This is a genomic window from Ruegeria sp. AL11 (assembly GCF_056540865.1).
The window spans coordinates 135,445-154,285 of sequence record NZ_JBQFXO010000010.1; the positions used below are offsets into that span (position 1 = coordinate 135,445).

The following is an 18,841-nucleotide window of genomic DNA, read 5'->3' on the forward strand; positions in this document are numbered from 1 at the left end:
ACCGCACCCGCTGCAGCGCCCTATTTATCGGGGCTGTCATGTAGTGCGGAAGACCCGCTGCGACTTGTCCCAGAGCAGCCCCGTGCGATCAGCGATATACTGCATTTGCTTGCTAAGCGAACGGTTGTTCAAACGACGGCTCAGCGTGCGCAAAGGAACCAGATTGCGCTCTCCGTACCCGTCAATCAGAACGAATAGTCTGGTTTGATTGCGCAGCCCGTAGACAATGTTTTCGGGGTGGATGTCGCGCCCTACGATCTGAAGCTGAAACAACCGATGCACAAAACTGTTGAGTTCGCTCAGAACGTCGTCCGTCAACTGGCCCTGTTTGCACACCGATGACAGCTGCGGAGCAAGTTGCCCATCCTCAGACTGAATCCGCTCTACAATAATGCCCGGGCCGACATCAGTCTGAACAATTCCGAATGCGCGCGCGACAGGTAGTTTCGCTATGTCAGAGCCGCTTTTCAAGGCCGCCTTCAACTCGCATTCCATCTCTTTGAGGGCGTTACGATATTTTGCATCGGGAAACACCTGCTGGATCAGCCGCTTGGTGTACGACCGAATAGGGCGTTTACGCGGCCTAGTGATTTTGATCAGCAGCTCTGGCCGACCTGGGCACGCATATACGTTTCTTTGACCACCACGTGCCAAAAGATCCTGTTCTGACAGCTGTAAAGGCTGCGCTGGAAAGAGCATTTGGGTTCCGTTTTATACCGTAGACAAACGGCTGTACCGGCCATGAAAAGCCAAATCAACCACGGCCGCCGTTGATGTAACAGTTATGCGTCAGTTTTGTGAATGTCCATCCGCCAGCACATATTTGCAATCGCAATAGGGGCATTCGACCCAACCGGTGTCTTCCGGAATCTGCAGCCACACCCGCGGGTGTCCCAACGCGCCTTCGCCGCCATCACAGGCAACACGAGAAGTTTCCACGATCTTCGTTTCCGGCGCTTCGATTGTCACGGCTGGCGATCCTTCACTGGTTGTCGGCCTCGCGGGCATGCATTAGGTGCGTTTATGAGCGATGAGCAAACCGGGGGCAAGAGCCACATGAGCGATGCGGCAATCAGGATCGAAGGGCTGCGCAAGACCTATCGCGGCGGCAAAGGCCAGCCCGAAAAACACGCGCTGAAGGGCGTTGACCTGACCGTTCCGCGCGGGTCGGTCTTTGGTTTGCTCGGTCCGAACGGGGCGGGGAAATCGACCCTGATCAACATCCTTGCGGGGTTGGTGGTGAAGTCTTCCGGCCATGTTTCGATCTGGGGATATGATCAGGACAAGAACCCACGCTCGTCCCGCGCTGCCATCGGTGTCATGCCGCAAGAACTGAACCTCGATCCCTTTTTCACCCCACGTGGTGCGTTGGAGGTTCAGGCTGGTCTCTATGGTGTGCCCAAGGCCGAACGCCGCAGTGATGAGATTCTGGAACTGGTGGGCCTGAGCGACAAGGCCGAGGCCTATGCCCGCACGCTGTCCGGCGGGATGCGGCGTCGGCTGTTGCTGGCCAAGGCGCTGGTGCATCACCCCAAGATCCTGGTGTTGGACGAGCCAACGGCAGGCGTGGATATCGAGCTTCGCCAGATGCTCTGGGCCAATGTGCGCAAGCTGAACGAGCAGGGTATGACCATTATCCTGACCACGCATTACCTGGAAGAAGCGCAAGAGATGTGCGACGAGATCGCCATCATCAATCACGGTGAAAAGATCACCCAGGACAGCACGGCCAACCTGCTGGGCCGAATGGACAGCCGAACGATGGTGATCGCCCCTGACAGCCCCGTTACCGATTTGCCCATGACGGATGGTGTCGAGGCCAACCTGCGCGACGATGGCAGCCTTGTGCTGCAGTACCGCAGCGCCCAGACCAGCGCCGAGCAGGTTCTGGAATCGGTGCGCGCCGCCAATATCCGCATCCGCGACGTCCGAACCGAAGAAGCAGACCTCGAGGATGTGTTCCTTGCGCTGACCTCATCGCGCGCGGATGACACCCCGGCCGAGGATCAGGATCAGCCGCGCCGGGGTATGCACCGGGTCAAGCTCTAGGCCCGGTCGATCCGCGCCTGATAGCAATTGTTCCGCGCTGATCGGACGTGGATGTAAGCGATGTCCGCTCTGGCAAAGATATCAGCAATTTTGGCTCCGATCTGGTCCGTCGGCGTGATGGCACCCGTGCCGTAGACGATCCGATCATCCTTACCATAGCCCTTGATCAGGTAGTCGGGGGAAGACTTCAGTATCTCCGGCAATGCATCTCCTTCGTAACGCTCGCATGGTTTGGCGCACAGGAAAATTGGGCCGGTTTCTGCATAAGGATGTGGCTCTAAAAAGGGTCTATGTGCCAAAGTCAGCATGTCCTGCCCCTCTGGGATGTTCTGCAAGCAATGGCGACAGGGATTACCTGCGCCGGTGGAAACAGCCCGCTCTGGCGTGGCGCCGTAGGCATCTGGCCCGCCCGCCTGCAGGGCGCGGACTTCGTCAGTGGGAAGTGCGGTGATCTTGAACATTTCGGGTCTCCTTTTTTCCCAAACCATGCCCTCCTGATCAGCCGCAAGCGACCCGGTTCCTGCGCAAAGGACTCGAAAAGGAACAAAACGTGAATATAATAGTGACTCGCCATGTATGCCGAGCTGTCGATCACGTCAAACTTCACCTTCCTCACCGGGGCCTCTCACCCCGAGGAGTATATGGAGCGTGCCGTGACCCTGGGCCTGCCCGCCATCGCGATTGCCGACGACAACTCGGTCGCCGGGATCGTTCGCGCCCATACCCAAGCGCGCGAGATCGCCCGTAAGGTGCGCGAACGGCTGGAGTGGGAGGCGCAGAACACGAGCCTAGGCCCGCCCTGCCCCGATCACATCCCCAAACCGCCGTCCTATCCGATCCACGCGGTCCCCCGCCTGATCCCGGCAGCGCGGCTGATCTTCACCGACGCGCCCACCGTCACCGCTCTGCCCCTGAACCGACAGGGCTGGGGAAACCTGTGCCGCATCCTGTCCAAAGGCCGCCTGCGTGCGGAAAAAGGCGATTGCATCCTGCACCTGTCTGACCTGCTGGAGTTTTCCGACGGCCTCCACCTGCTGCTCTGGCCACAAGCAGACCGGTCAAAGGGCGGCGCGAGTGTATGGCGGACACAGGCGCAACAGCTGACGCGCCGCTTTGGTGGGCGGATGCATCTGCTGATGCACCCTCGATATGATGGCGCAGATAGTACATATTTTTCTTTGTTAGAGACTGAATCAAAGCAACTCGATATCCCCACCCTCGCCAGTGCCGCACCGATGATCCACCACGGCGCACGCCGCAAGCTGGCCGACGTGCTGACCGCCATCCGCCTGCGCCGCAAGGTCGATGAGCTGGGCCGCGACGCGCTGGCCAATGGCGAACAGCGGTTGCGCTCCGAGGGGGAAATGCTGCGTATCTTCAAAACTCACGAGGAGGCGGTCACCCGCGCCCATGACCTCAGCGAACAGCTCACCTTCTCGCTTGATGAACTGCGCTATGAATACCCCAGCGAAGGTAGTGAACAGGAAACCCCGACCGAACGCCTGCACCGTCTGGCACATGAAGGACTGCAATGGCGCTATCCAGCAGGCGCGTCCGAGAAGGCGAAAAAGATGCTGGCGCATGAACTCGCCCTGATCGGTAAGCTGAAATACGAACCCTATTTCCTGACCGTCCGGGATATCGTCCATTTCGCCCGCTCGCGCGATATCCTGTGTCAGGGGCGCGGCTCAGCGGCCAATTCGGTGGTCTGCTTCTGCCTCGGCATCACCGAGGTCAGCCCCGAGATGGGCACGATGGTCTTTGAGCGCTTCGTCTCCGAGGCCCGCGACGAGCCGCCCGATATCGACGTCGATTTCGAACACGAGCGCCGCGAGGAGGTGATCCAGCATATCTATGACCGCTATGGCCGCGAACGCGCGGGCCTCTGCGCCACGGTCGTTCACTATCGCGGCAAGCGTGCCATTCGTGAGGTCGGCCGCGCCATGGGTCTGACCGAGGACACGATCTCGGCCCTGTCCTCACAGCTCTGGGGCTTTTTCTCGACCAAAGGGCTTGAGGCGCATCGGATGCGCGAAATCGGTCTCGACCCTGAAGATCGACGGCTAAAACAGACTCTAATGTTGGTCTATGAGATCGACGGCTTCCCCCGCCATCTGTCACAACACGTGGGTGGCTTCATCATCACCGAGGGGCGGCTGGACGAACTTGTCCCAATCGAGAACGCCACGATGGAGGGGCGCACGGTCATCTGCTGGGACAAGGACGATATCGACTCCTTGGGTATCCTGAAAGTCGATGTCCTCAGCCTCGGGATGCTCACCTGTATCCGCAAGGCGTTCGACCTAATCGGGCAGCATCACCAGACCGGCTATACCCTCGCCACCCTGCCGCCCGAGGACCCCGAGGTCTACGATATGCTGTGCAAAGCAGACTCTATTGGGGTGTTTCAGGTGGAAAGCCGGGCGCAGATGAACTTCCTTCCCCGGATGCGGCCGCGCAATTTCTACGATCTGGTGATCGAGGTCGCCATCATCCGCCCCGGCCCGATTCAGGGCGACATGGTGCATCCTTATATTCGGCGGCGAAATGGCGAGGAGGAGGTCAGCTTCCCCTCGGACGCATTGGGGGATGTGCTGGGCAAAACACTGGGCGTGCCGCTGTTTCAGGAGCAGGCGATGCAGATCGCCATTGTCGGCGCGGGGTTCACCCCAGAACAGGCGGACCGGCTGCGACGCTCACTGGCGACCTTCAAGAAACATGGCAATGTCAGCGAGTTCCGCGCGCTGTTCTTACGCGGGATGAAGCGCAACGGGTACGAGCAGGATTTCGCGGAACGCTGTTTTTCACAGATCGAAGGGTTCGGGTCTTATGGCTTTCCCGAAAGCCACGCGGCCAGTTTTGCGTTGCTGGTCTATGCCTCGGCCTGGATCAAATGCTACCATCCGGGGATTTTCGCCTGCGCGCTGCTGAACTCGCAACCGATGGGCTTCTATGCCCCTACCCAGATCGTGCGGGATGCCCGCGAACACGGCGTTCAGGTGCGCCCGGTCTGCATCAATGCCAGTTTCTGGGACAATGTGATGGAACCTGACGGCCATGGTGGGCTGGCCCTGCGGCTGGGGTTCCGCCAGATCAAGGGCCTCAGCGAGGAGGACGCCAGCTGGCTGACCGCCGCACGGGGCAACGGCTACACTCAGGTGGATGACGTCTGGCGTCGCGCAGGGTTGGGACCATCGGTGATCGAACGGTTGGCTGAGGCCGATGCCTTCGCCGCCTGCGACCTCACCCGGCGCGAGGCTCTGTGGCAGGCCAAGGCGATTGCGACCGCGAAGCCTCTGCCGCTGTTTTCACAGGATCTGGAAGGCGAGACGTTGGATGAACCCGAAGCCTACCTGCCGCAGATGACATTGGGCGAACAGGTGGTCGAGGATTACGTCGCCACACGCCTCAGCCTGAAGGCGCATCCGGTGGCCTTGATCCGGCACCTGCTGACGCCCGAGCCGCGCGACAAAACCACACCTGTTGCCTGACCTCCGCCCCGGATATGTCCCGGGCTAGAGTCGAAACCCGAGACCACCATGACCAGACCCACCTTGCCCCCGCGCTTTCCCGCAACACCGGCCCAGATCAACGCGCAGGTCCACGCCTTCTATGCCCGCGTGCGCGAGGATGCCGTTCTGGGACCGGTGTTCAACAAGCACGTCCATGACTGGCCCGCGCATGAGGACAAGATCGCCGCCTTCTGGCGCAACGCCATCCTTTATGAGCGCAGCTACAACGGCAATCCGCAACGGGTACATAGCGAAAGACCCGACGTGCAGCCCGAGATGTTCGCCCATTGGCTGGACCTGTTCGAGGCGGTCGCCACCCAAACCCTACCCTGGGAAACGGCCACCCCATGGGTCGCGCTGGCCCAACGGATCGGTGTGGGGATGAAGGCGGGCGTCCAATCCGCTCGACAGCCCAAGGACGCGCCGCCGATCCTGCGTTGATCTCACAACATGGCGGCTTTGCCGTGTTAGCGGTAAAATAGGGGCTATGCGGTCCGGGAAAATGCGTCTACTCAGGGAAAAGACAGCCCATTTGGCTGCGCCGGCTTAAAGCCACCACACCGACATCGCCTGAGGCCAGATCATGAGCACTCAAAATACCACCCTCCGGGGACTTGGTTTCGCGTTTCTGGGATTCGCGGTCTTTGCCAGCCATGACGCGCTGATCAAAGTGCTGGGCGGGACCTATTCGGTAATGCAGATCATCTTCTTCGCCACGCTGTTTTCCTTTGTGCCCATGGCAGTAACGATCCTGACGGACCGCACGACCGGGAATTTCCTGCCACACCACCCATGGCTTGTCCTGCTCCGGTCGGCACTGATGGTTACATCCATGGTGTGCGCTTTCTATGCCTTTTCGGTCCTGCCTCTGGCCGAGGTCTATTCGCTGCTGTTTGCCTTCCCCCTGTTCGTCACAGTCCTGTCGATTCCGATTCTAGGAGAGGTCGTGCGTTTCCAACGTTGGGCTGCGGTCGGCGTCGGCTTGATCGGTGTTCTGATCGTTCTTCGCCCCGGCGCGACGGATATCACACTCGGCCACATGGCCGCCCTGACAGCCGCGTTTTGCAGCGCGTTAGGCTCTGTTCTGGTGCGCAAGATCGGGAATGAGGAACGCTCAGCCGTGCTGATCCTCTACCCGATGCTGCTGGCCATCGTGGTCATGAGCTTGATGCAACCGGCAGTCTACCAGCCGCCTTCGCTGCTACATCTGGCGATGATGGCGCTGGTCGGCGTGTTCTCGGTCATCGCCCAGCATCTGATCATTCTGGCCTATCGCGCGGCCCCGGCCGGTGTCGTGGCCCCCAGCCAGTACAGCCAGATCATCTGGGCCACCTTGTTCGGCATGATCTTCTTTGGCGAACACCCGGATGGTTGGGTTGCGGTCGGCGCAAGCGTCATCATCGCCTCGGGCATCTTCGTCGTCTGGCGCGAAAGCCGGTCGAACACCACCTCGGCTAACACGCCGGTTCTGCGCGTGCGATCACCAAGGTCAGATACGGGCGCATCGCGACCCGGCGAATGAAAAACGGCGCGCCAGACAGCGCGCCGCTTAAGCGAATTCAACTGGTTTAGAGCCTTAGTAGACGACCACCGAGCGGATGCTCTCGCCTTTATGCATCAGGTCGAAACCGTGGTTGATGTCGTCCAGACCCATGGTGTGGGTGATCATCGGGTCGATCTCGATTTTGCCTTCCATGTACCAGTCGACGATCTTGGGTACATCGGTCCGGCCCCGCGCGCCGCCAAAGGCGGTGCCGCGCCAGGAACGGCCCGTGACTAGCTGGAACGGACGGGTCGAGATCTCGGCCCCCGCAGGTGCCACGCCGATGATGATCGACTCACCCCAGCCCTTGTGGGCCGATTCCAGCGCGTCGCGCATCACGCCGACATTGCCGGTGGCGTCGAACGTATAGTCTGCTCCGCCTTTGGTCAGGTTGACCAAATAGGGAACCAAATCGCCTTCGACCTCTTTCGGGTTAACGAAATCCGTCATGCCGAACTTGGTGGCCATTTCGACCTTTGATGGGTTCAGGTCGACACCGACGATCTGATCGGCCCCGGCCAGACGTAGGCCCTGGATCACGTTCAGGCCGATACCACCCAGACCGAACACGATGGCACGGCTACCGATTTCCACTTTGGCGGTGTTGATCACAGCGCCGATGCCGGTGGTGACGCCGCAGCCGATGTAGCAGATCTTATCGAAGGGTGCGTCCTCACGCACTTTGGCCAGCGCGATCTCAGGCAGGACAGTGTGGTTGGCGAAGGTCGAGCAGCCCATGTAGTGCAGGATCGGGTCGCCATCCAAAGTCGAGAAGCGCGAGGTGCCATCGGGCATCAGGCCCTTGCCCTGAGTCTCGCGGATCGCCTGACACAGGTTAGTCTTTGGATGCAGACAGTATTCACACTCACGACATTCGGGTGTGTAGAGCGGGATTACGTGGTCGCCCGGCTTCAGGCTGGTGACGCCCGGGCCGACCTCGACCACGACGCCTGCGCCTTCATGGCCCAGAATGGCCGGGAACAGGCCTTCGGGATCTGCGCCGGACAGGGTGAATTCATCGGTATGGCAGATGCCGGTGGCCTTTACTTCGACCAAAACCTCGCCCGCCTTGGGGCCTTCGAGGTTCACCTCCATCACTTCCAAAGGTTTGCCAGCCTGAACGGCGACGGCTGCACGGGTGCGCATGGTGCTTGTCTCCCAGTCTTGTTTGACCCGACCCTGCGTCAAATGCAGGGTGTTTTCAACTCCACTTTCATGGCAGATTGGCTAAACATTTGATATTGCAGAAACGACATTGTCATACTGGGGAACGCCAATGCACCGATTTATCCCGATCCTGATCCTTCTGGCCGCCTGTGCCGAAACCTCGACCTTGGACGGAGCAGACCTTGCGCCCGAGGCTGCGCCTGTCGATCTGGCCTTCTGCAAAGGCGATCCGTTTGCGGATTCCATCGGCCAGCCGGTTTCGACCATTCAGGCCAGCCTGCCCGAGCGCGCGCGGGTGTTGGGACCCAATGACATTGCGACACAGGACTACCGTATCGATCGGCTGAATGTCTTCGTGAACGGTGCGGGCATCATTCAGCGCCTGACCTGCGGGTAAGCGTGGACTCCGGCGCTGATTCTCGGATAGGAACAAAATAGGAACATTTTGATGTCTGCCGATGCCAAAACGCCGAATACTTTCACTCTGGTTTCCCCGTCTGGGGGCTGAACGGCTGATCCGCGCCGCGCGGGGGCTGCATGTCGGACCTTTGGCCGTGGTGGCCGAGCAGTCGAACATGCAGGTGATCACCTCTCTGAACGCGGAAGCTCAGGCCGCCGGGCTACAGGTGGGCCAGCCGGTGCGAGATGCCCATGCCATGTGCGCGTCCCTGATCACGCGGCACCGCAATGCCCCGGCCGAGGCCGCGTTCCTGACCGCGTTGCGCCGCTGGGCAGGCAAGTTCAGCCCTTGGGTCGCCGAAGAGGCTCCGGACGGGCTGATCGTTGACCTCTCGGGCTGCGCGCATCTGTTTGGCGGGGAAGAGGCGTTGCTGCGCGTGCTTGAGGTCGACTGTGCCGATATGGGCCTGAGCGTGCAGATGGGCATTGCCGACACGTTGGGCGCGGCCTGGGCGCTGGCGCGCTATGCCGGGCAAGAGGCCATCTCCGACCGCAACGGCGACGCCATCAGCCAAGAGGCCCGCGCCACCCGTGCCCGAGCCAGCAAGCGACGACACTGGACCAAGGGCGGGGCCGCGCCGCAGGTGGTGGCCTTGGGCGGCGGGGCGCGGATCGCCGCACCAGGGCAATCCTATGGCGCGCTCAGCCCCTTGCCCATCGCAGCGCTGCGGCTGGAAGATCGTGTCGTAACGCAGTTGAACAGTCTGGGCCTGCGTCGGATCGGGGACCTTCTGGGCCAACCCCGCGCCGGTTTGGCACGACGGTTCGGACGCGGACTGGTGCTGCGGCTGGATCAGGCAATGGGCAGCGCGCCCGAGCCAGTCTCTCCCGCCCGCCCGCCAAATCACTTTGCGGTGCGCATGACCCTGCCCAACCCGATCGGTCTGGTCGAGGATGTGATGGCAGCAATTGACCGGGTGCTGCCAACGCTTTGTACCAAGCTTGAGGAGAAGGGCCGCGGGGTGCGGACCTTGCGGCTTGAGGCCCATCGCGCCGATCAGGCGGCTGAGGTCATCGAGATCGGTCTGGCCCGCCCGACCTATGACAAACATCGCATTCGTCCTTTGTTAGAGATGAAAATCGACAAGATCGATGCAGGCTATGGCATCGACATGCTGCGGCTTGAGGCGATCCAGACGGAACCCATCCACGCCCGCACCATGGCCGGTCATGCCGAGGCGCGCCGTGTGGCTCGCGACCGGCTGGACGGCAACACCGCCGTCGAAGACCTGATCGGCAAGCTGGGCGCGCGGGTGGGGCTCGACGCGATCACCCGGCGGCATCCGGCGGCCTCGCATATCCCCGAGAAGACCGCGCAGGTGCTGGCTGCTGCATGGTCAGAACCCGCGCCCGACTGGCCTGCACCACCCCGTCCGCGACCCTTGCAGATGTGGCAGCCCGAGCCGGTGATGGCCCCGGAAACCCCGGATGTTCCAACCGCCTTTCGCTGGCGCGGGAGGGACTGGCAACTGGCGCAGGCCACAGGCCCGGAACGCATCGCCCCGGAATGGTGGCTGGACGACCCCAACTGGCGCAGCGGCGTACGCGATTACTGGGTGGTGGTGACCGAACAGGGGGAGAGGCTCTGGCTGTTTTATGGCCACGGAGGCACCATGTCCGCAGGCTGGTTCTGCCAGGGGCAATTTGGCTAGAAATCCTAATTAGGGTCTATTTTCCGCGATAAATCAGGATATCGGGCAAATAGTCCAGCAACCGGATCACCCAGGAAAACGGAGCTGGAAAATCGGTGCGGAACCGGCGGCGCGACATCGCTTTGATCACACGCTCTGCCGCATCCTCGGCCGACATCAGCATGGGCATCTTGAAGTTGTTCTTCTCGGTCAGGCGGGTTTTGATAAAGCCGGGATTGACGATCCGAACCGTCACGCCCGTACCCGCCAGATCAAATCGCATGGTCTCGGCCAGCGAGACCAAGGCCGCCTTGCTGGCCGCATAGCCCACCGCCGCAGGCAAGCCGCGATAGCCGGACAAAGAACCGATCAGCGTGATATCCCCGCGTCCAGCGCTGACGAAGCCCGGCACGGTTTCACCCAACACCCGAAGGGCACCGGTGTAGTTCACGTCGGTCATCGACAAAACCGTCTCGGTATCCCAATCACCGGTCCGCATCGGCTCGTAGGCTCCGGCGTTGTAGACAAGACCATCGACCTCTCCGACTTCAGCCACGGCACGGCGCACGGCCTCAAGATCGGTCACGTCAAAAGGCACTGCACGCGCATTGGGAAGGGTTGCGCAGATCTCGGCTAACCGATCCGCATTGCGCGCCGACAAGACAAGATGCGCGCCGCGCTCGCTTAGCCCTTGGGTCAAAGCGCGCCCGAGCCCTTCGCTCGCGCCCACAATCCAATACGTATTTCCTTCGAAACCGGTCATGCCTGCCCTATCGTGGAACCATGAAACAACGCCCCATGCGCGGTTTCGGTTCTGCTTCAGCTATCATGTATATTTTACGACCAAGCCAACCGGTCGGATCATCCTCAGCTGAGGGAATTTTGCCACGAAGTCACAATATAGTGCGTTGGGAAATATAATCTAACCTGATTGATCCGCGTCAGAACCTGCTACGTATCCCTAGATAAATGTCGCACTTAAGGGGATCACATGTTCGACGAAACGCGAGGCGAGCGCAAGAAAATCGCAGTCATAGGTGCAGGCATTTCAGGACTTTCCGCAGCTTACTACCTTTCAGAACAGCACGATATTACCGTTTACGAGGCCGAGCCGCGCCTTGGCGGGCATGCCCGAACAGTGATGGCGGGTAAGAACGGAGACCAACCGGTCGATACCGGCTTTATCGTCTTCAACTACGCGACCTACCCCCACCTGACCAAGCTGTTTGATGAGCTGAACGTCCCCGTTGAGAAAAGCGAGATGAGCTTTGGCGCGACCATCGACAATGGTCGTATTGAATACGGGTTGAACACGCTGCGCACTCTGACAGCCCAGAAACGCAACCTGCTGCGCCCGTCTTACTACAAGATGATCTCGGACATTCTGCGCTTCAGTAAAGAGGCCCCGGATGCCGCGAAGGATGATGACACAACCATCGGAGAACTGGTGGACCAGATGCGTCTGGGTCATTGGTTCCGCCACAACTACCTCATGCCGATGTGCGGCGCGATCTGGTCTACGCCGGTTGAGTTTGTGGATCAGTTCCCGGCCCGCTCGCTGGTGCAGTTCTTCCGCAACCATGCACTGCTGGCCAGCGGCCGCGCCAACCAGCATCAGTGGTACACAGTCAAAGGCGGAAGTATCGAGTATGTGCGCCGAATCGATGCCGCGCTGCGGTCGCGCGGATGCGACATCCGTCTGGCGGCTCCGGTAGATCACGTACAGCGTCATGAGACCGGCGTCACGGTCACCAGCCAGGGCCATGCCGATCAATTTGACGAGATCATCCTTGCGACCCACTCGGACCAGTCACTGGCCATTCTGGGCGACAACGCCACGACGGATGAGGCCGCGGCCCTTGGCGCGATCCGCTATCAGCCCAATCACGCGATCCTGCATTGTGACGAAAGCCAGATGCCAAAGCGGCGTGCCTGCTGGTCCAGCTGGACCTATCGCTCGCAAGCCGGGGATGTTGGCGTGACCTATTGGATGAACCGGTTGCAGAACATCCCGGACAGCGATCCGCTCTTTGTATCTTTGAACGCGTCTTCGCAAATTGCCGAGGACAAGATTTATGACCAAGTCGAGTTCGCCCACCCGGTTTTCGACAAAGTCGCGTTGAAAGCGCAGGGGCAAATTCGCGACATGCAGGGACAGAATCACACCTGGTACGCCGGAGCTTATAACCGGCACGGGTTTCACGAAGACGGGATCGCCAGCGCGATGCATGTCGTCGACCGCTTGAGCGGCGCCCCGCACATAACCGGAGCTGACAATGGCATTCTTGAAAAAGATCCGGCCATCCATGTGGCCGCCGAATAAATCCACTTTGCGCGTAGCGCTGCTGTCGATCGCCTTACTGTCGAGTGGTGGGGCAGTGGCGTCGCCTCTGTCCAGCGAACTGAGTGATCCCAAGCTTTTGGGCAGCTCGACATTTAGGTTCTTGGGCCTGCCTGTCTATGACGCCAAGCTATTCACGCCTGCTGGAGCGGCATTCAATTGGACCCAGGATTTCGGGTTGCAACTGACTTATCGAAAAAACCTCGCACAAAAGGCTCTTGTAGAGTCGACGCTGGATGAGATGGCGAGGCAAGGCAATCCCGCGCCGACAAAAGCCCAGCTAGAGACCTGTTTTCAGGCAGTCAGCAAAGGTGACAGCTATCTGGCCATATCCGAAGGACCTAACAAAGTTGGGTTTTGGCGCAATGGTGCACAAACCTGCACACTAACCAACACCGGCATCAAGAAATCGTTCATGTCGATTTTTCTTGGCGACAACACTCGGTCCGCCAGTTTTACACGGCAGTTGAAGGGACAGTGATGCTGTATCCCCGGGTCAGCCTTTATGCGCTGATGCTCGCTGCGGCGGGTATCCCGCTCTATATTCACCTGCCGCGCTTTGCGGCGGTGAATTTGGGCATTGGCCTTGGGGTGATCGGAACCGTGCTGTTGGTGATCCGGCTGGTCGATCTGGTGCAAGACCCGCTGATCGGCTGGGCCATCGACCGCTGGCCAGGTGGGCAGCTGCTGTTTGCCGCTCTGGCGTCGCTTGGGCTGGCAGTTGGGTTTCCGCTGCTATTCGGCCTGCCGGACGGGGCCAGCGTCGGCGCGCTGGTCGCCATCCTCGTCCTGCTATTTTCGGCCTACAGCCTTGGCACCATCCTGCTTTATGGCCGCAGCGCAACTTTGGCCAAACAGGCCGACCCGCAAGAGCTGATGCGCCTCGCCGCCTTCCGCGAAGGCGGGCAACTGACCGGAGTCGTTCTGGCCGCCAGCGCTCCGGCCCTCTTCGTTGCCTTCGGCGCGCAGGGACAGGGCTATCCCGCTTTTGGCTTGTTTCTGGGCGCGCTGGCGCTCCTAACCCTGATCGTCACCATCCCGATATGGCGACGCACACCCATCACGGGCGAGGGCATCTCATTCACCGCGCTCGGACAATCCGGCGCCCTCCGCCTGTTGGTTCTGGCGCTGATCAACAGCCTGCCGGTCGCCCTGACAGCCACGCTGTTTCTGTTCTTCGTCGAGGACAAACTGCAACTTTCCGGTATGGCCGGCCCATTACTGATCCTGTTCTTCCTGAGCGCCGGGGCTAGCGTGCCCCTCTGGGCGCGACTCAGCAATCGGATCGGCCCGAAACAGACCCTGATGATAGCCATGCCGCTTGGCATCGCTTCCTTCATCGGCGCGGCCACCCTCTCGGCTGGAGAGCTGACCGCCTTTGCCGTGATCTGCCTGGCCTCGGGCGCAGCCGCAGGAGCGGATATCGTGATCCTGCCCGCCATGTTTTCCGTGGTGCTGACACGCGCGGGGCTGAATGCCTCGGCCGCATTTGGCATCTGGTCTTTCGCTGGCAAGCTGGGCCTCGCGCTCGCTGCCTTTTTCACCCTGCCCCTGCTGGAACGCAGCGGTTTTTCACCCGGTCAAGCCAACTCGGCACAGGCTCTAAACACGCTCACATTCGCCTATGCCCTGCTGCCCTGCATCCTAAAGCTGGGCGCATTCGGGATGGTCTTGACCCTGCCTACGGAGGTCCCAGCCAAATGAATACGCTTGTTGTGATTTTGCTCGCCATCCTCGTTATCGTGGCGGTCAAAAGACGGTTCCTGAGCTTTCGCTCACAATCCCCGGCTGACTACTCGGGAACGGGGCCAGAGTTTTCCCTGACCAAACACCTGAACGGAGATATCCTGTCCGAGGGGCTGATCTATGGCCCCAACGGCAAGATGTCGAACAGCTTTGTTGCCCGAATGGTCGGTGAATGGGATGGAAACACGGGCACTCTGGCAGAGTGGTTCACCTATTCCAACGGTAAACAGATGACCCGAAAGTGGTATCTGACATTGGGCACCGGCAACACGTTCACGGCCACGGCAGACGATATCGTCGGTGAGGGCAAAGGCGTGATCTCGGGCTCGACCGTCAAGCTGTCCTACCGGATCATCCTGCCCGAAGACGCCGGAGGGCACACGCTGGACGTCACCGACTGGATGTACCTGACCGAAAACGGAGCGATTATGAACCGCTCAGAGATGCGCAAATTCGGCCTCAAGGTGGCGGAACTGGTGGCAACCATGCGACCCGCTCCCGAGGTGCAGACCGCACATGTACCCGGCGCAAACGGGTATGATGCGGACGCTGAAAACAGGCCGCTGCAATGACCCGGTTGCGTTTTCTGATCTCTCTCATCGCAATCGCCAGCCTGACACTGCTTGCGGCCTGCTCGGCCAAACCGCGGGTACCCAAAAGCTTTCTGTCCGATCGGCAGCTGAACCTCGAGGAGTTCTTCGAAGGCAAGACCGTGGCCTATGGTCAGTTCCAAGACATTCTGGGCAATGTACCGCGTCGTTTCACGGTTGAGATCGACGGCACCTGGGACGGAGAAACCCTGACCCTGGTCGAGGATTTCGTCTACGATGATGGCGCAACCGAACAGCGCATCTGGACCCTGACTAAAACCGGCGACGACACCTGGACCGGCACCGCGCCGGGCGTGTTGGGTGTTGCTGACGGGATTGAGCGTGGAGATACGTTCAACTGGAAATACAAGATCGACCTGCCGATCAAAGAGGGCACCATGCGTGTGAACTTTGACGACTGGATGTGGCTTCTGGAAGATGACCGTCTGCTGAACCGCGCCTATGTTTCGCGTTTTGGCGTCCGTATAGGCGAGGTTATCCTGTTTTTTGAGAAACTGTGACGGCCCGACGGGGCCTCGGCGCGCTGATCCGGCTGCTCCGCCCTGTCGCGTTCATAGAAGATAAACTCGTCAACCCAACCGAATATCTTGTTCGACTCGGGCTGACGCGCCTCAGAGGGCGGTGGCGCGGCCTTGGCCTCCACCTGAGCACGCTCGACCTCGGCCCACAAGAAAAACAACCCGCGCCGAGTGCCATTGAGATGCTCGGGTATTTTGACCCACACCACCTGTGAAGATTTGCCTGATTTCTGCTCGATTTTTGCCCCCGGGTTTTTTGACGCCCTTTGGTCAAAGGATAGCAAATCTAGCTGAATCTGCCAATTTTTTCGAATTCCGCAGGCGGAAATCCACTGGAAAGTCGCCATTCAACACGTTTAAATATAAGTGTAATTTTCACAAGCAACCAAAGGTGGTGTCACTGACCGACACTTCTACCTCAAGCGCTTTCCGTTTTGGCGGAGATAAAACCGATCCTCAGAAACCTGGCATCAGCTCCTTCAATTGGTCCGTGCCCACTCCACCGTGCTACGTCTTCCATCGGTAGTAAGTCTGTTTAGTCACGCCAAGCTGTTGGATCGCATCCAAATGCGGCATACCTTGCCCAGTCAGAACCTCTACCTGCTGTAACTTAGTGACAGTCTCTTCAGACTTTGGTCGCTTGTTGTCCATGTGTTTCCTCCGTGCTCCTAAATATTGCGGAGGACCATTTCAGAGAGGGAAGATCGCCCATACCCCTAATGGCCGTTACAACACCAACAGCGACTACAACTGGCATCCCGGCAAAAAGTCGGTGTTAGTGTTGTTAGTCGGTTGGGGGTATGGAGGCACTCATTACAACTGAAAAAGGCAGGCCCCCGGCCGCCGCTTTACAATCGTGCTTCAGTTCTCCGACCTGCATATTCAGCGTATGCCCGCCAGCGTTCGCCAAACGGACGGATACAGGCGGGAACGGGTCTATGCCGGTTCTGGTTATCGTGAACGATCCAGCAGCCTCCTAGCTCGCCTCGGTGATCACTCCATAACTCAGACGAGTTGCATTGACGGCGGGGACCGTTGGGTCAACCCTGATTGTTGGAAGGCTGAGATCCGTGAATGCACTTCGACACAACTTGCGGACCTAGGTGCAGTGGCTTCGGTTCTGGACCGAACAGATAGCCCGTCACTTCCGGGCCCATCCAGTCCATAGTCGTTGCGAAGAGAAGTGGCGCGTCATTCGGGATATCCTCGCGTTCGCGCCCGCGATCCTCAACGACGGTGCCGGAAAGACTGAATCCAAGCTGCTGCATGTATTGCGATGCGTCGATCATCGAGAGCGTCGGCACACCGCAGTCATGACGATAGGAGACTAGTGTTTCGTAGACGTAGAAATCCGGCAACCAATATCCCGTGCCACCGGTACGCAGGTAGATGCGCGGCGTGCCCTTGAGACCTGCTTCTCGCCAATGCGCCGTAATTTCTTCGGCATCGTTACGCAGCATGTCCATGAACTGCCCATAGGTCGCAGGTGTTATGTATTCATATTCCACGTATGCCCGGTTTAGTGGAGGTAACATTGTCAGGGGCGCGGGGTTTATCCCTACAAAAGCAACGATCGCAACCATGATGGCCTGATATCCAACAACCAACTCGGCCAACACTGGGCGAGGTTTTGCAAGTGAAAGCGATAATATCAGGCTAACGCCCATGAGGTATGGCACGAACAGACGGTAGCCAAACATCATATGCTGACCAGATGCTCGGCTCGCGTAAATCAGAAATATAACTGCACTGATGGATGCTCCTCTGAGGATTGCTTTTGATAGTGGTGTACGCTCTGCTGACGGCTTGGACCACGTAAGGAGCACTATGAAACCTACGCCCGATAGGACCGCAAAGTTGAGAAGGGCTGAAAGGCTGTCGAGGGGTACACGTCCACCAAAAGCCAATTTGACGTAGAACGAGGTCGGTAAAATATCGCCATAGTAAAGGGCTGAGAATATCAGCCAACTTGATGCCAGGGCAACGCACAGCGCGGCGCTGCCCCAAAGGGTCGGGCGGCGGTACTCGACCATGACAATAGCCAGTAAGACCGATCCGGTAACGAGAACGCTATCGAAGCGTGTCAGGAACATAAGCGCGGCCAAAAATCCGAGCCAAACAAAGTCGCGCCCTTCCGCGGTCCCCATTCGAGACACTACTAAAAGGCGCGATATAAACAGAGTTGCGAGGCAGGACAGTATCGGCGTCTCCAAACCACCAACAGTCCAAAGCACGACGAATGGAGAAAACAGCGACAAAGCGGTGAAAAACACAAGCGCTGGTCCGCGTAGTCCAGTCTCGCGTATTGTAGCAAACCAGCCTGCGAGTACTAGCATCGGTGCAACGACCCGATAGCTCGCGACTGGATCGAAACCGAAATATGCTAGTCCCGTTTCCAGCAGTCCGTGCAACGGTGAGGTAAGTGCAGAAACCCGCTCACCAATATTATAAACCAGCCCGTTTCCTGCTGCAGCGTTTTGCGCATATCGCCCGACGATATATGCATCATCAGCCACAAATGGCCAATAGAGGACGCAGAGAGCGGCGAATGTGATTGCGCCAACTGCGACTATTGCGCAATCCACGTTACGAGACGGATATTCATCAATTGTTTCAATCGTAGTCATGTTGGGGAACTAGCTAATCATTCCGGCATTAATTTGATGGCTACGTGTCACGAGGGCGACTTGATTTCAGCGCAACCAATCCCGCCAAGCCAATTTTTTGCGGCCACTTTAAAAGGTCAACCTGCTTGCACCGCCTTACTATGGCTGAACACAATCGCGTCCGACCCACATATTCGCTACTAGCTGCTAAGAATTTTAGACTTTAGCTCTAATTTTTTTAATGACGTGAACTACTGCAGAACCATAGCGTCCTAACCCATAGGGAGCCGTATCAGTGCTCTGTAATGCCCCATTTATTTGGACTACCGATATGTTTGAGAAACGGAGGACCGAGAATGTAGAACAAGAGACACAAGCCAAATGAAATAGTTCAGAAGCCGCGGCAAGCTGATGCGCTTGTGAACGCGGTTTTTGTCTGAAAACTATCGAGAACGCCCAAATCCACGGCAGGCAAATAGTTCACGATGAACAGATTCTATTGATCAGCGCTAAAAAGCGGCAAACCCCTGTCGAAAGAGACAAACTTCGTGTCATCTGCCACTATGAAAAGTGGTGAGCCGTGCAGGATTCGAACCTGCGACCCACTGATTAAAAGTCAGAAACACCACCTTTCACGCCCGCTGTCCACCAGCGTCCG

17 protein-coding genes and 1 pseudogene are annotated in these 18,841 nt (G+C 58.9%); 11 read left to right on the forward strand and 7 right to left on the reverse strand.

Translation table 11 applies throughout. From position 1 onward, the window contains the following. Window positions 1-36 precede the first annotated feature (36 nt). Together ACR0IP_RS16815 and ACR0IP_RS16820 are read right to left on the reverse strand one after the other, a co-directional pair. Window positions 37-699 (reverse strand): YrbL family protein, encoded by a 663-nt coding sequence (locus tag ACR0IP_RS16815; protein WP_170692284.1) that lies wholly within the window; start codon window positions 697-699, stop codon window positions 37-39. Window positions 700-789: 90 nt separating this feature from the next. Then, entirely contained in the window at window positions 790-969 is a 180-nt protein-coding gene (locus tag ACR0IP_RS16820; protein WP_170379537.1) for a zinc-finger domain-containing protein, read from the reverse strand. A gap of 87 nt (window positions 970-1,056) precedes the next feature. Between ACR0IP_RS16820 and ACR0IP_RS16825 the strand changes: the two genes are divergently transcribed. After that, entirely contained in the window at window positions 1,057-2,049 is a 993-nt protein-coding gene (locus tag ACR0IP_RS16825) for an ABC transporter ATP-binding protein (RefSeq protein ID WP_170379840.1), read from the forward strand. Here ACR0IP_RS16825 and ACR0IP_RS16830 read toward each other — a convergent pair. Beyond that, entirely contained in the window at window positions 2,046-2,510 is a 465-nt protein-coding gene (locus ACR0IP_RS16830; RefSeq protein ID WP_170379539.1) for a DUF1203 domain-containing protein, read from the reverse strand. The genes ACR0IP_RS16825 and ACR0IP_RS16830 overlap by 4 nt on opposite strands. A gap of 111 nt (window positions 2,511-2,621) precedes the next feature. Here ACR0IP_RS16830 and ACR0IP_RS16835 point away from each other — a divergent pair, with 111 nt between their 5' ends. The 3 genes from ACR0IP_RS16835 (at window position 2,622) to ACR0IP_RS16845 (ending at window position 7,083) form a co-directional block, all read left to right on the forward strand. Further along, complete coding sequence (locus tag ACR0IP_RS16835) at window positions 2,622-5,540, forward strand: error-prone DNA polymerase (protein ID WP_480526832.1); 2,919 nt, start codon at window positions 2,622-2,624, stop codon at window positions 5,538-5,540. Window positions 5,541-5,588: 48 nt separating this feature from the next. Further along, window positions 5,589-6,002 carry a group III truncated hemoglobin gene (locus tag ACR0IP_RS16840; RefSeq protein ID WP_480526834.1) on the forward strand — a complete coding sequence of 138 codons (414 nt, stop codon included), beginning with the start codon at window positions 5,589-5,591 and terminating at the stop codon, window positions 6,000-6,002. A gap of 142 nt (window positions 6,003-6,144) precedes the next feature. Further along, window positions 6,145-7,083, forward strand: a complete 939-nt coding sequence (locus ACR0IP_RS16845) for a DMT family transporter (protein ID WP_170661794.1) — start codon at window positions 6,145-6,147, stop codon at window positions 7,081-7,083. Window positions 7,084-7,137: 54 nt separating this feature from the next. On the opposite strand, the gene ACR0IP_RS16850 is transcribed toward ACR0IP_RS16845, so the two are convergent. Continuing rightward, window positions 7,138-8,250, reverse strand: a complete 1,113-nt coding sequence (locus ACR0IP_RS16850) for an S-(hydroxymethyl)glutathione dehydrogenase/class III alcohol dehydrogenase (protein WP_170379545.1) — start codon at window positions 8,248-8,250, stop codon at window positions 7,138-7,140. 130 nt (window positions 8,251-8,380) lie between these two features. On the opposite strand from ACR0IP_RS16850, the gene ACR0IP_RS16855 reads away from it, so the two are divergent. Together ACR0IP_RS16855 and ACR0IP_RS16860 are read left to right on the forward strand one after the other, a co-directional pair. Beyond that, window positions 8,381-8,668 carry an I78 family peptidase inhibitor gene (locus ACR0IP_RS16855; RefSeq protein ID WP_170379547.1) on the forward strand — a complete coding sequence of 96 codons (288 nt, stop codon included), beginning with the start codon at window positions 8,381-8,383 and terminating at the stop codon, window positions 8,666-8,668. Window positions 8,669-8,729: 61 nt separating this feature from the next. Continuing rightward, window positions 8,730-10,382, forward strand: coding sequence for a DUF6504 family protein (locus tag ACR0IP_RS16860; protein WP_480526838.1), 1,653 nt, complete (start codon window positions 8,730-8,732; stop codon window positions 10,380-10,382). 16 nt (window positions 10,383-10,398) lie between these two features. Here ACR0IP_RS16860 and ACR0IP_RS16865 read toward each other — a convergent pair whose 3' ends face one another. Beyond that, entirely contained in the window at window positions 10,399-11,124 is a 726-nt protein-coding gene (locus ACR0IP_RS16865) for an SDR family NAD(P)-dependent oxidoreductase (RefSeq protein ID WP_480526840.1), read from the reverse strand. Between the two features lie 228 nt (window positions 11,125-11,352). Between ACR0IP_RS16865 and ACR0IP_RS16870 the strand changes: the two genes are divergently transcribed. Genes ACR0IP_RS16870 through ACR0IP_RS16890 form a run of 5 tightly spaced genes read left to right on the forward strand, consistent with a single transcriptional unit; the run spans window position 11,353 to window position 15,559 of the window. Beyond that, window positions 11,353-12,684, forward strand: a complete 1,332-nt coding sequence (locus ACR0IP_RS16870; protein ID WP_480526842.1) for an NAD(P)/FAD-dependent oxidoreductase — start codon at window positions 11,353-11,355, stop codon at window positions 12,682-12,684. Continuing rightward, window positions 12,638-13,183: a hypothetical protein gene (locus ACR0IP_RS16875; protein ID WP_480526844.1), complete on the forward strand. Its 546-nt coding sequence runs from the start codon at window positions 12,638-12,640 to the stop codon at window positions 13,181-13,183. The genes ACR0IP_RS16870 and ACR0IP_RS16875 overlap by 47 nt, the downstream gene beginning before the upstream one ends. Further along, window positions 13,183-14,406: an MFS transporter gene (locus ACR0IP_RS16880; protein WP_480526846.1), complete on the forward strand. Its 1,224-nt coding sequence runs from the start codon at window positions 13,183-13,185 to the stop codon at window positions 14,404-14,406. Before ACR0IP_RS16875 ends, ACR0IP_RS16880 begins: the two co-directional genes overlap by 1 nt. Then, a complete protein-coding gene (locus ACR0IP_RS16885) occupies window positions 14,403-15,020 on the forward strand; it encodes a DUF3833 domain-containing protein (RefSeq protein ID WP_170661782.1) in 618 nt (205 codons plus the stop codon). The genes ACR0IP_RS16880 and ACR0IP_RS16885 overlap by 4 nt, the downstream gene beginning before the upstream one ends. After that, entirely contained in the window at window positions 15,017-15,559 is a 543-nt protein-coding gene (locus ACR0IP_RS16890; protein WP_170472846.1) for a DUF3833 domain-containing protein, read from the forward strand. The genes ACR0IP_RS16885 and ACR0IP_RS16890 overlap by 4 nt, the downstream gene beginning before the upstream one ends. 528 nt (window positions 15,560-16,087) lie before the next feature. Here ACR0IP_RS16890 and ACR0IP_RS16895 read toward each other — a convergent pair. Together ACR0IP_RS16895 and ACR0IP_RS16900 are read right to left on the reverse strand one after the other, a co-directional pair. After that, a pseudogene (locus tag ACR0IP_RS16895) lies at window positions 16,088-16,228 on the reverse strand (IS3 family transposase); the annotation flags it as partial. Window positions 16,229-16,617: 389 nt separating this feature from the next. Continuing rightward, window positions 16,618-18,204 carry a glycosyltransferase family protein gene (locus ACR0IP_RS16900; protein ID WP_480526849.1) on the reverse strand — a complete coding sequence of 529 codons (1,587 nt, stop codon included), beginning with the start codon at window positions 18,202-18,204 and terminating at the stop codon, window positions 16,618-16,620. Window positions 18,205-18,841: the final 637 nt, after the last annotated feature.

Excerpts from the sequence above, each read along its gene's own strand:
- ACR0IP_RS16855 (WP_170379547.1), top strand. The coding sequence starts at position 8,381 with ATGCACCGATTTATCCCGATCCTGATCCTTCTGGCCGCCTGTGCCGAA.
- ACR0IP_RS16860 (WP_480526838.1), top strand. The coding sequence starts at position 8,730 with ATGCCAAAACGCCGAATACTTTCACTCTGGTTTCCCCGTCTGGGGGCT.
- ACR0IP_RS16875 (WP_480526844.1), top strand. The coding sequence starts at position 12,638 with ATGGCATTCTTGAAAAAGATCCGGCCATCCATGTGGCCGCCGAATAAA.
- ACR0IP_RS16845 (WP_170661794.1), top strand. The coding sequence starts at position 6,145 with ATGAGCACTCAAAATACCACCCTCCGGGGACTTGGTTTCGCGTTTCTG.
- ACR0IP_RS16835 (WP_480526832.1), top strand. The coding sequence starts at position 2,622 with ATGTATGCCGAGCTGTCGATCACGTCAAACTTCACCTTCCTCACCGGG.
- ACR0IP_RS16865 (WP_480526840.1), bottom strand. The coding sequence starts at position 11,124 with ATGACCGGTTTCGAAGGAAATACGTATTGGATTGTGGGCGCGAGCGAA.
- ACR0IP_RS16815 (WP_170692284.1), bottom strand. The coding sequence starts at position 699 with ATGCTCTTTCCAGCGCAGCCTTTACAGCTGTCAGAACAGGATCTTTTG.
- ACR0IP_RS16890 (WP_170472846.1), top strand. The coding sequence starts at position 15,017 with ATGACCCGGTTGCGTTTTCTGATCTCTCTCATCGCAATCGCCAGCCTG.
- ACR0IP_RS16825 (WP_170379840.1), top strand. The coding sequence starts at position 1,057 with ATGAGCGATGCGGCAATCAGGATCGAAGGGCTGCGCAAGACCTATCGC.
- ACR0IP_RS16830 (WP_170379539.1), bottom strand. The coding sequence starts at position 2,510 with ATGTTCAAGATCACCGCACTTCCCACTGACGAAGTCCGCGCCCTGCAG.
- ACR0IP_RS16870 (WP_480526842.1), top strand. The coding sequence starts at position 11,353 with ATGTTCGACGAAACGCGAGGCGAGCGCAAGAAAATCGCAGTCATAGGT.
- ACR0IP_RS16900 (WP_480526849.1), bottom strand. The coding sequence starts at position 18,204 with ATGACTACGATTGAAACAATTGATGAATATCCGTCTCGTAACGTGGAT.
- ACR0IP_RS16850 (WP_170379545.1), bottom strand. The coding sequence starts at position 8,250 with ATGCGCACCCGTGCAGCCGTCGCCGTTCAGGCTGGCAAACCTTTGGAA.
- ACR0IP_RS16840 (WP_480526834.1), top strand. The coding sequence starts at position 5,589 with ATGACCAGACCCACCTTGCCCCCGCGCTTTCCCGCAACACCGGCCCAG.
- ACR0IP_RS16880 (WP_480526846.1), top strand. The coding sequence starts at position 13,183 with ATGCTGTATCCCCGGGTCAGCCTTTATGCGCTGATGCTCGCTGCGGCG.
- ACR0IP_RS16885 (WP_170661782.1), top strand. The coding sequence starts at position 14,403 with ATGAATACGCTTGTTGTGATTTTGCTCGCCATCCTCGTTATCGTGGCG.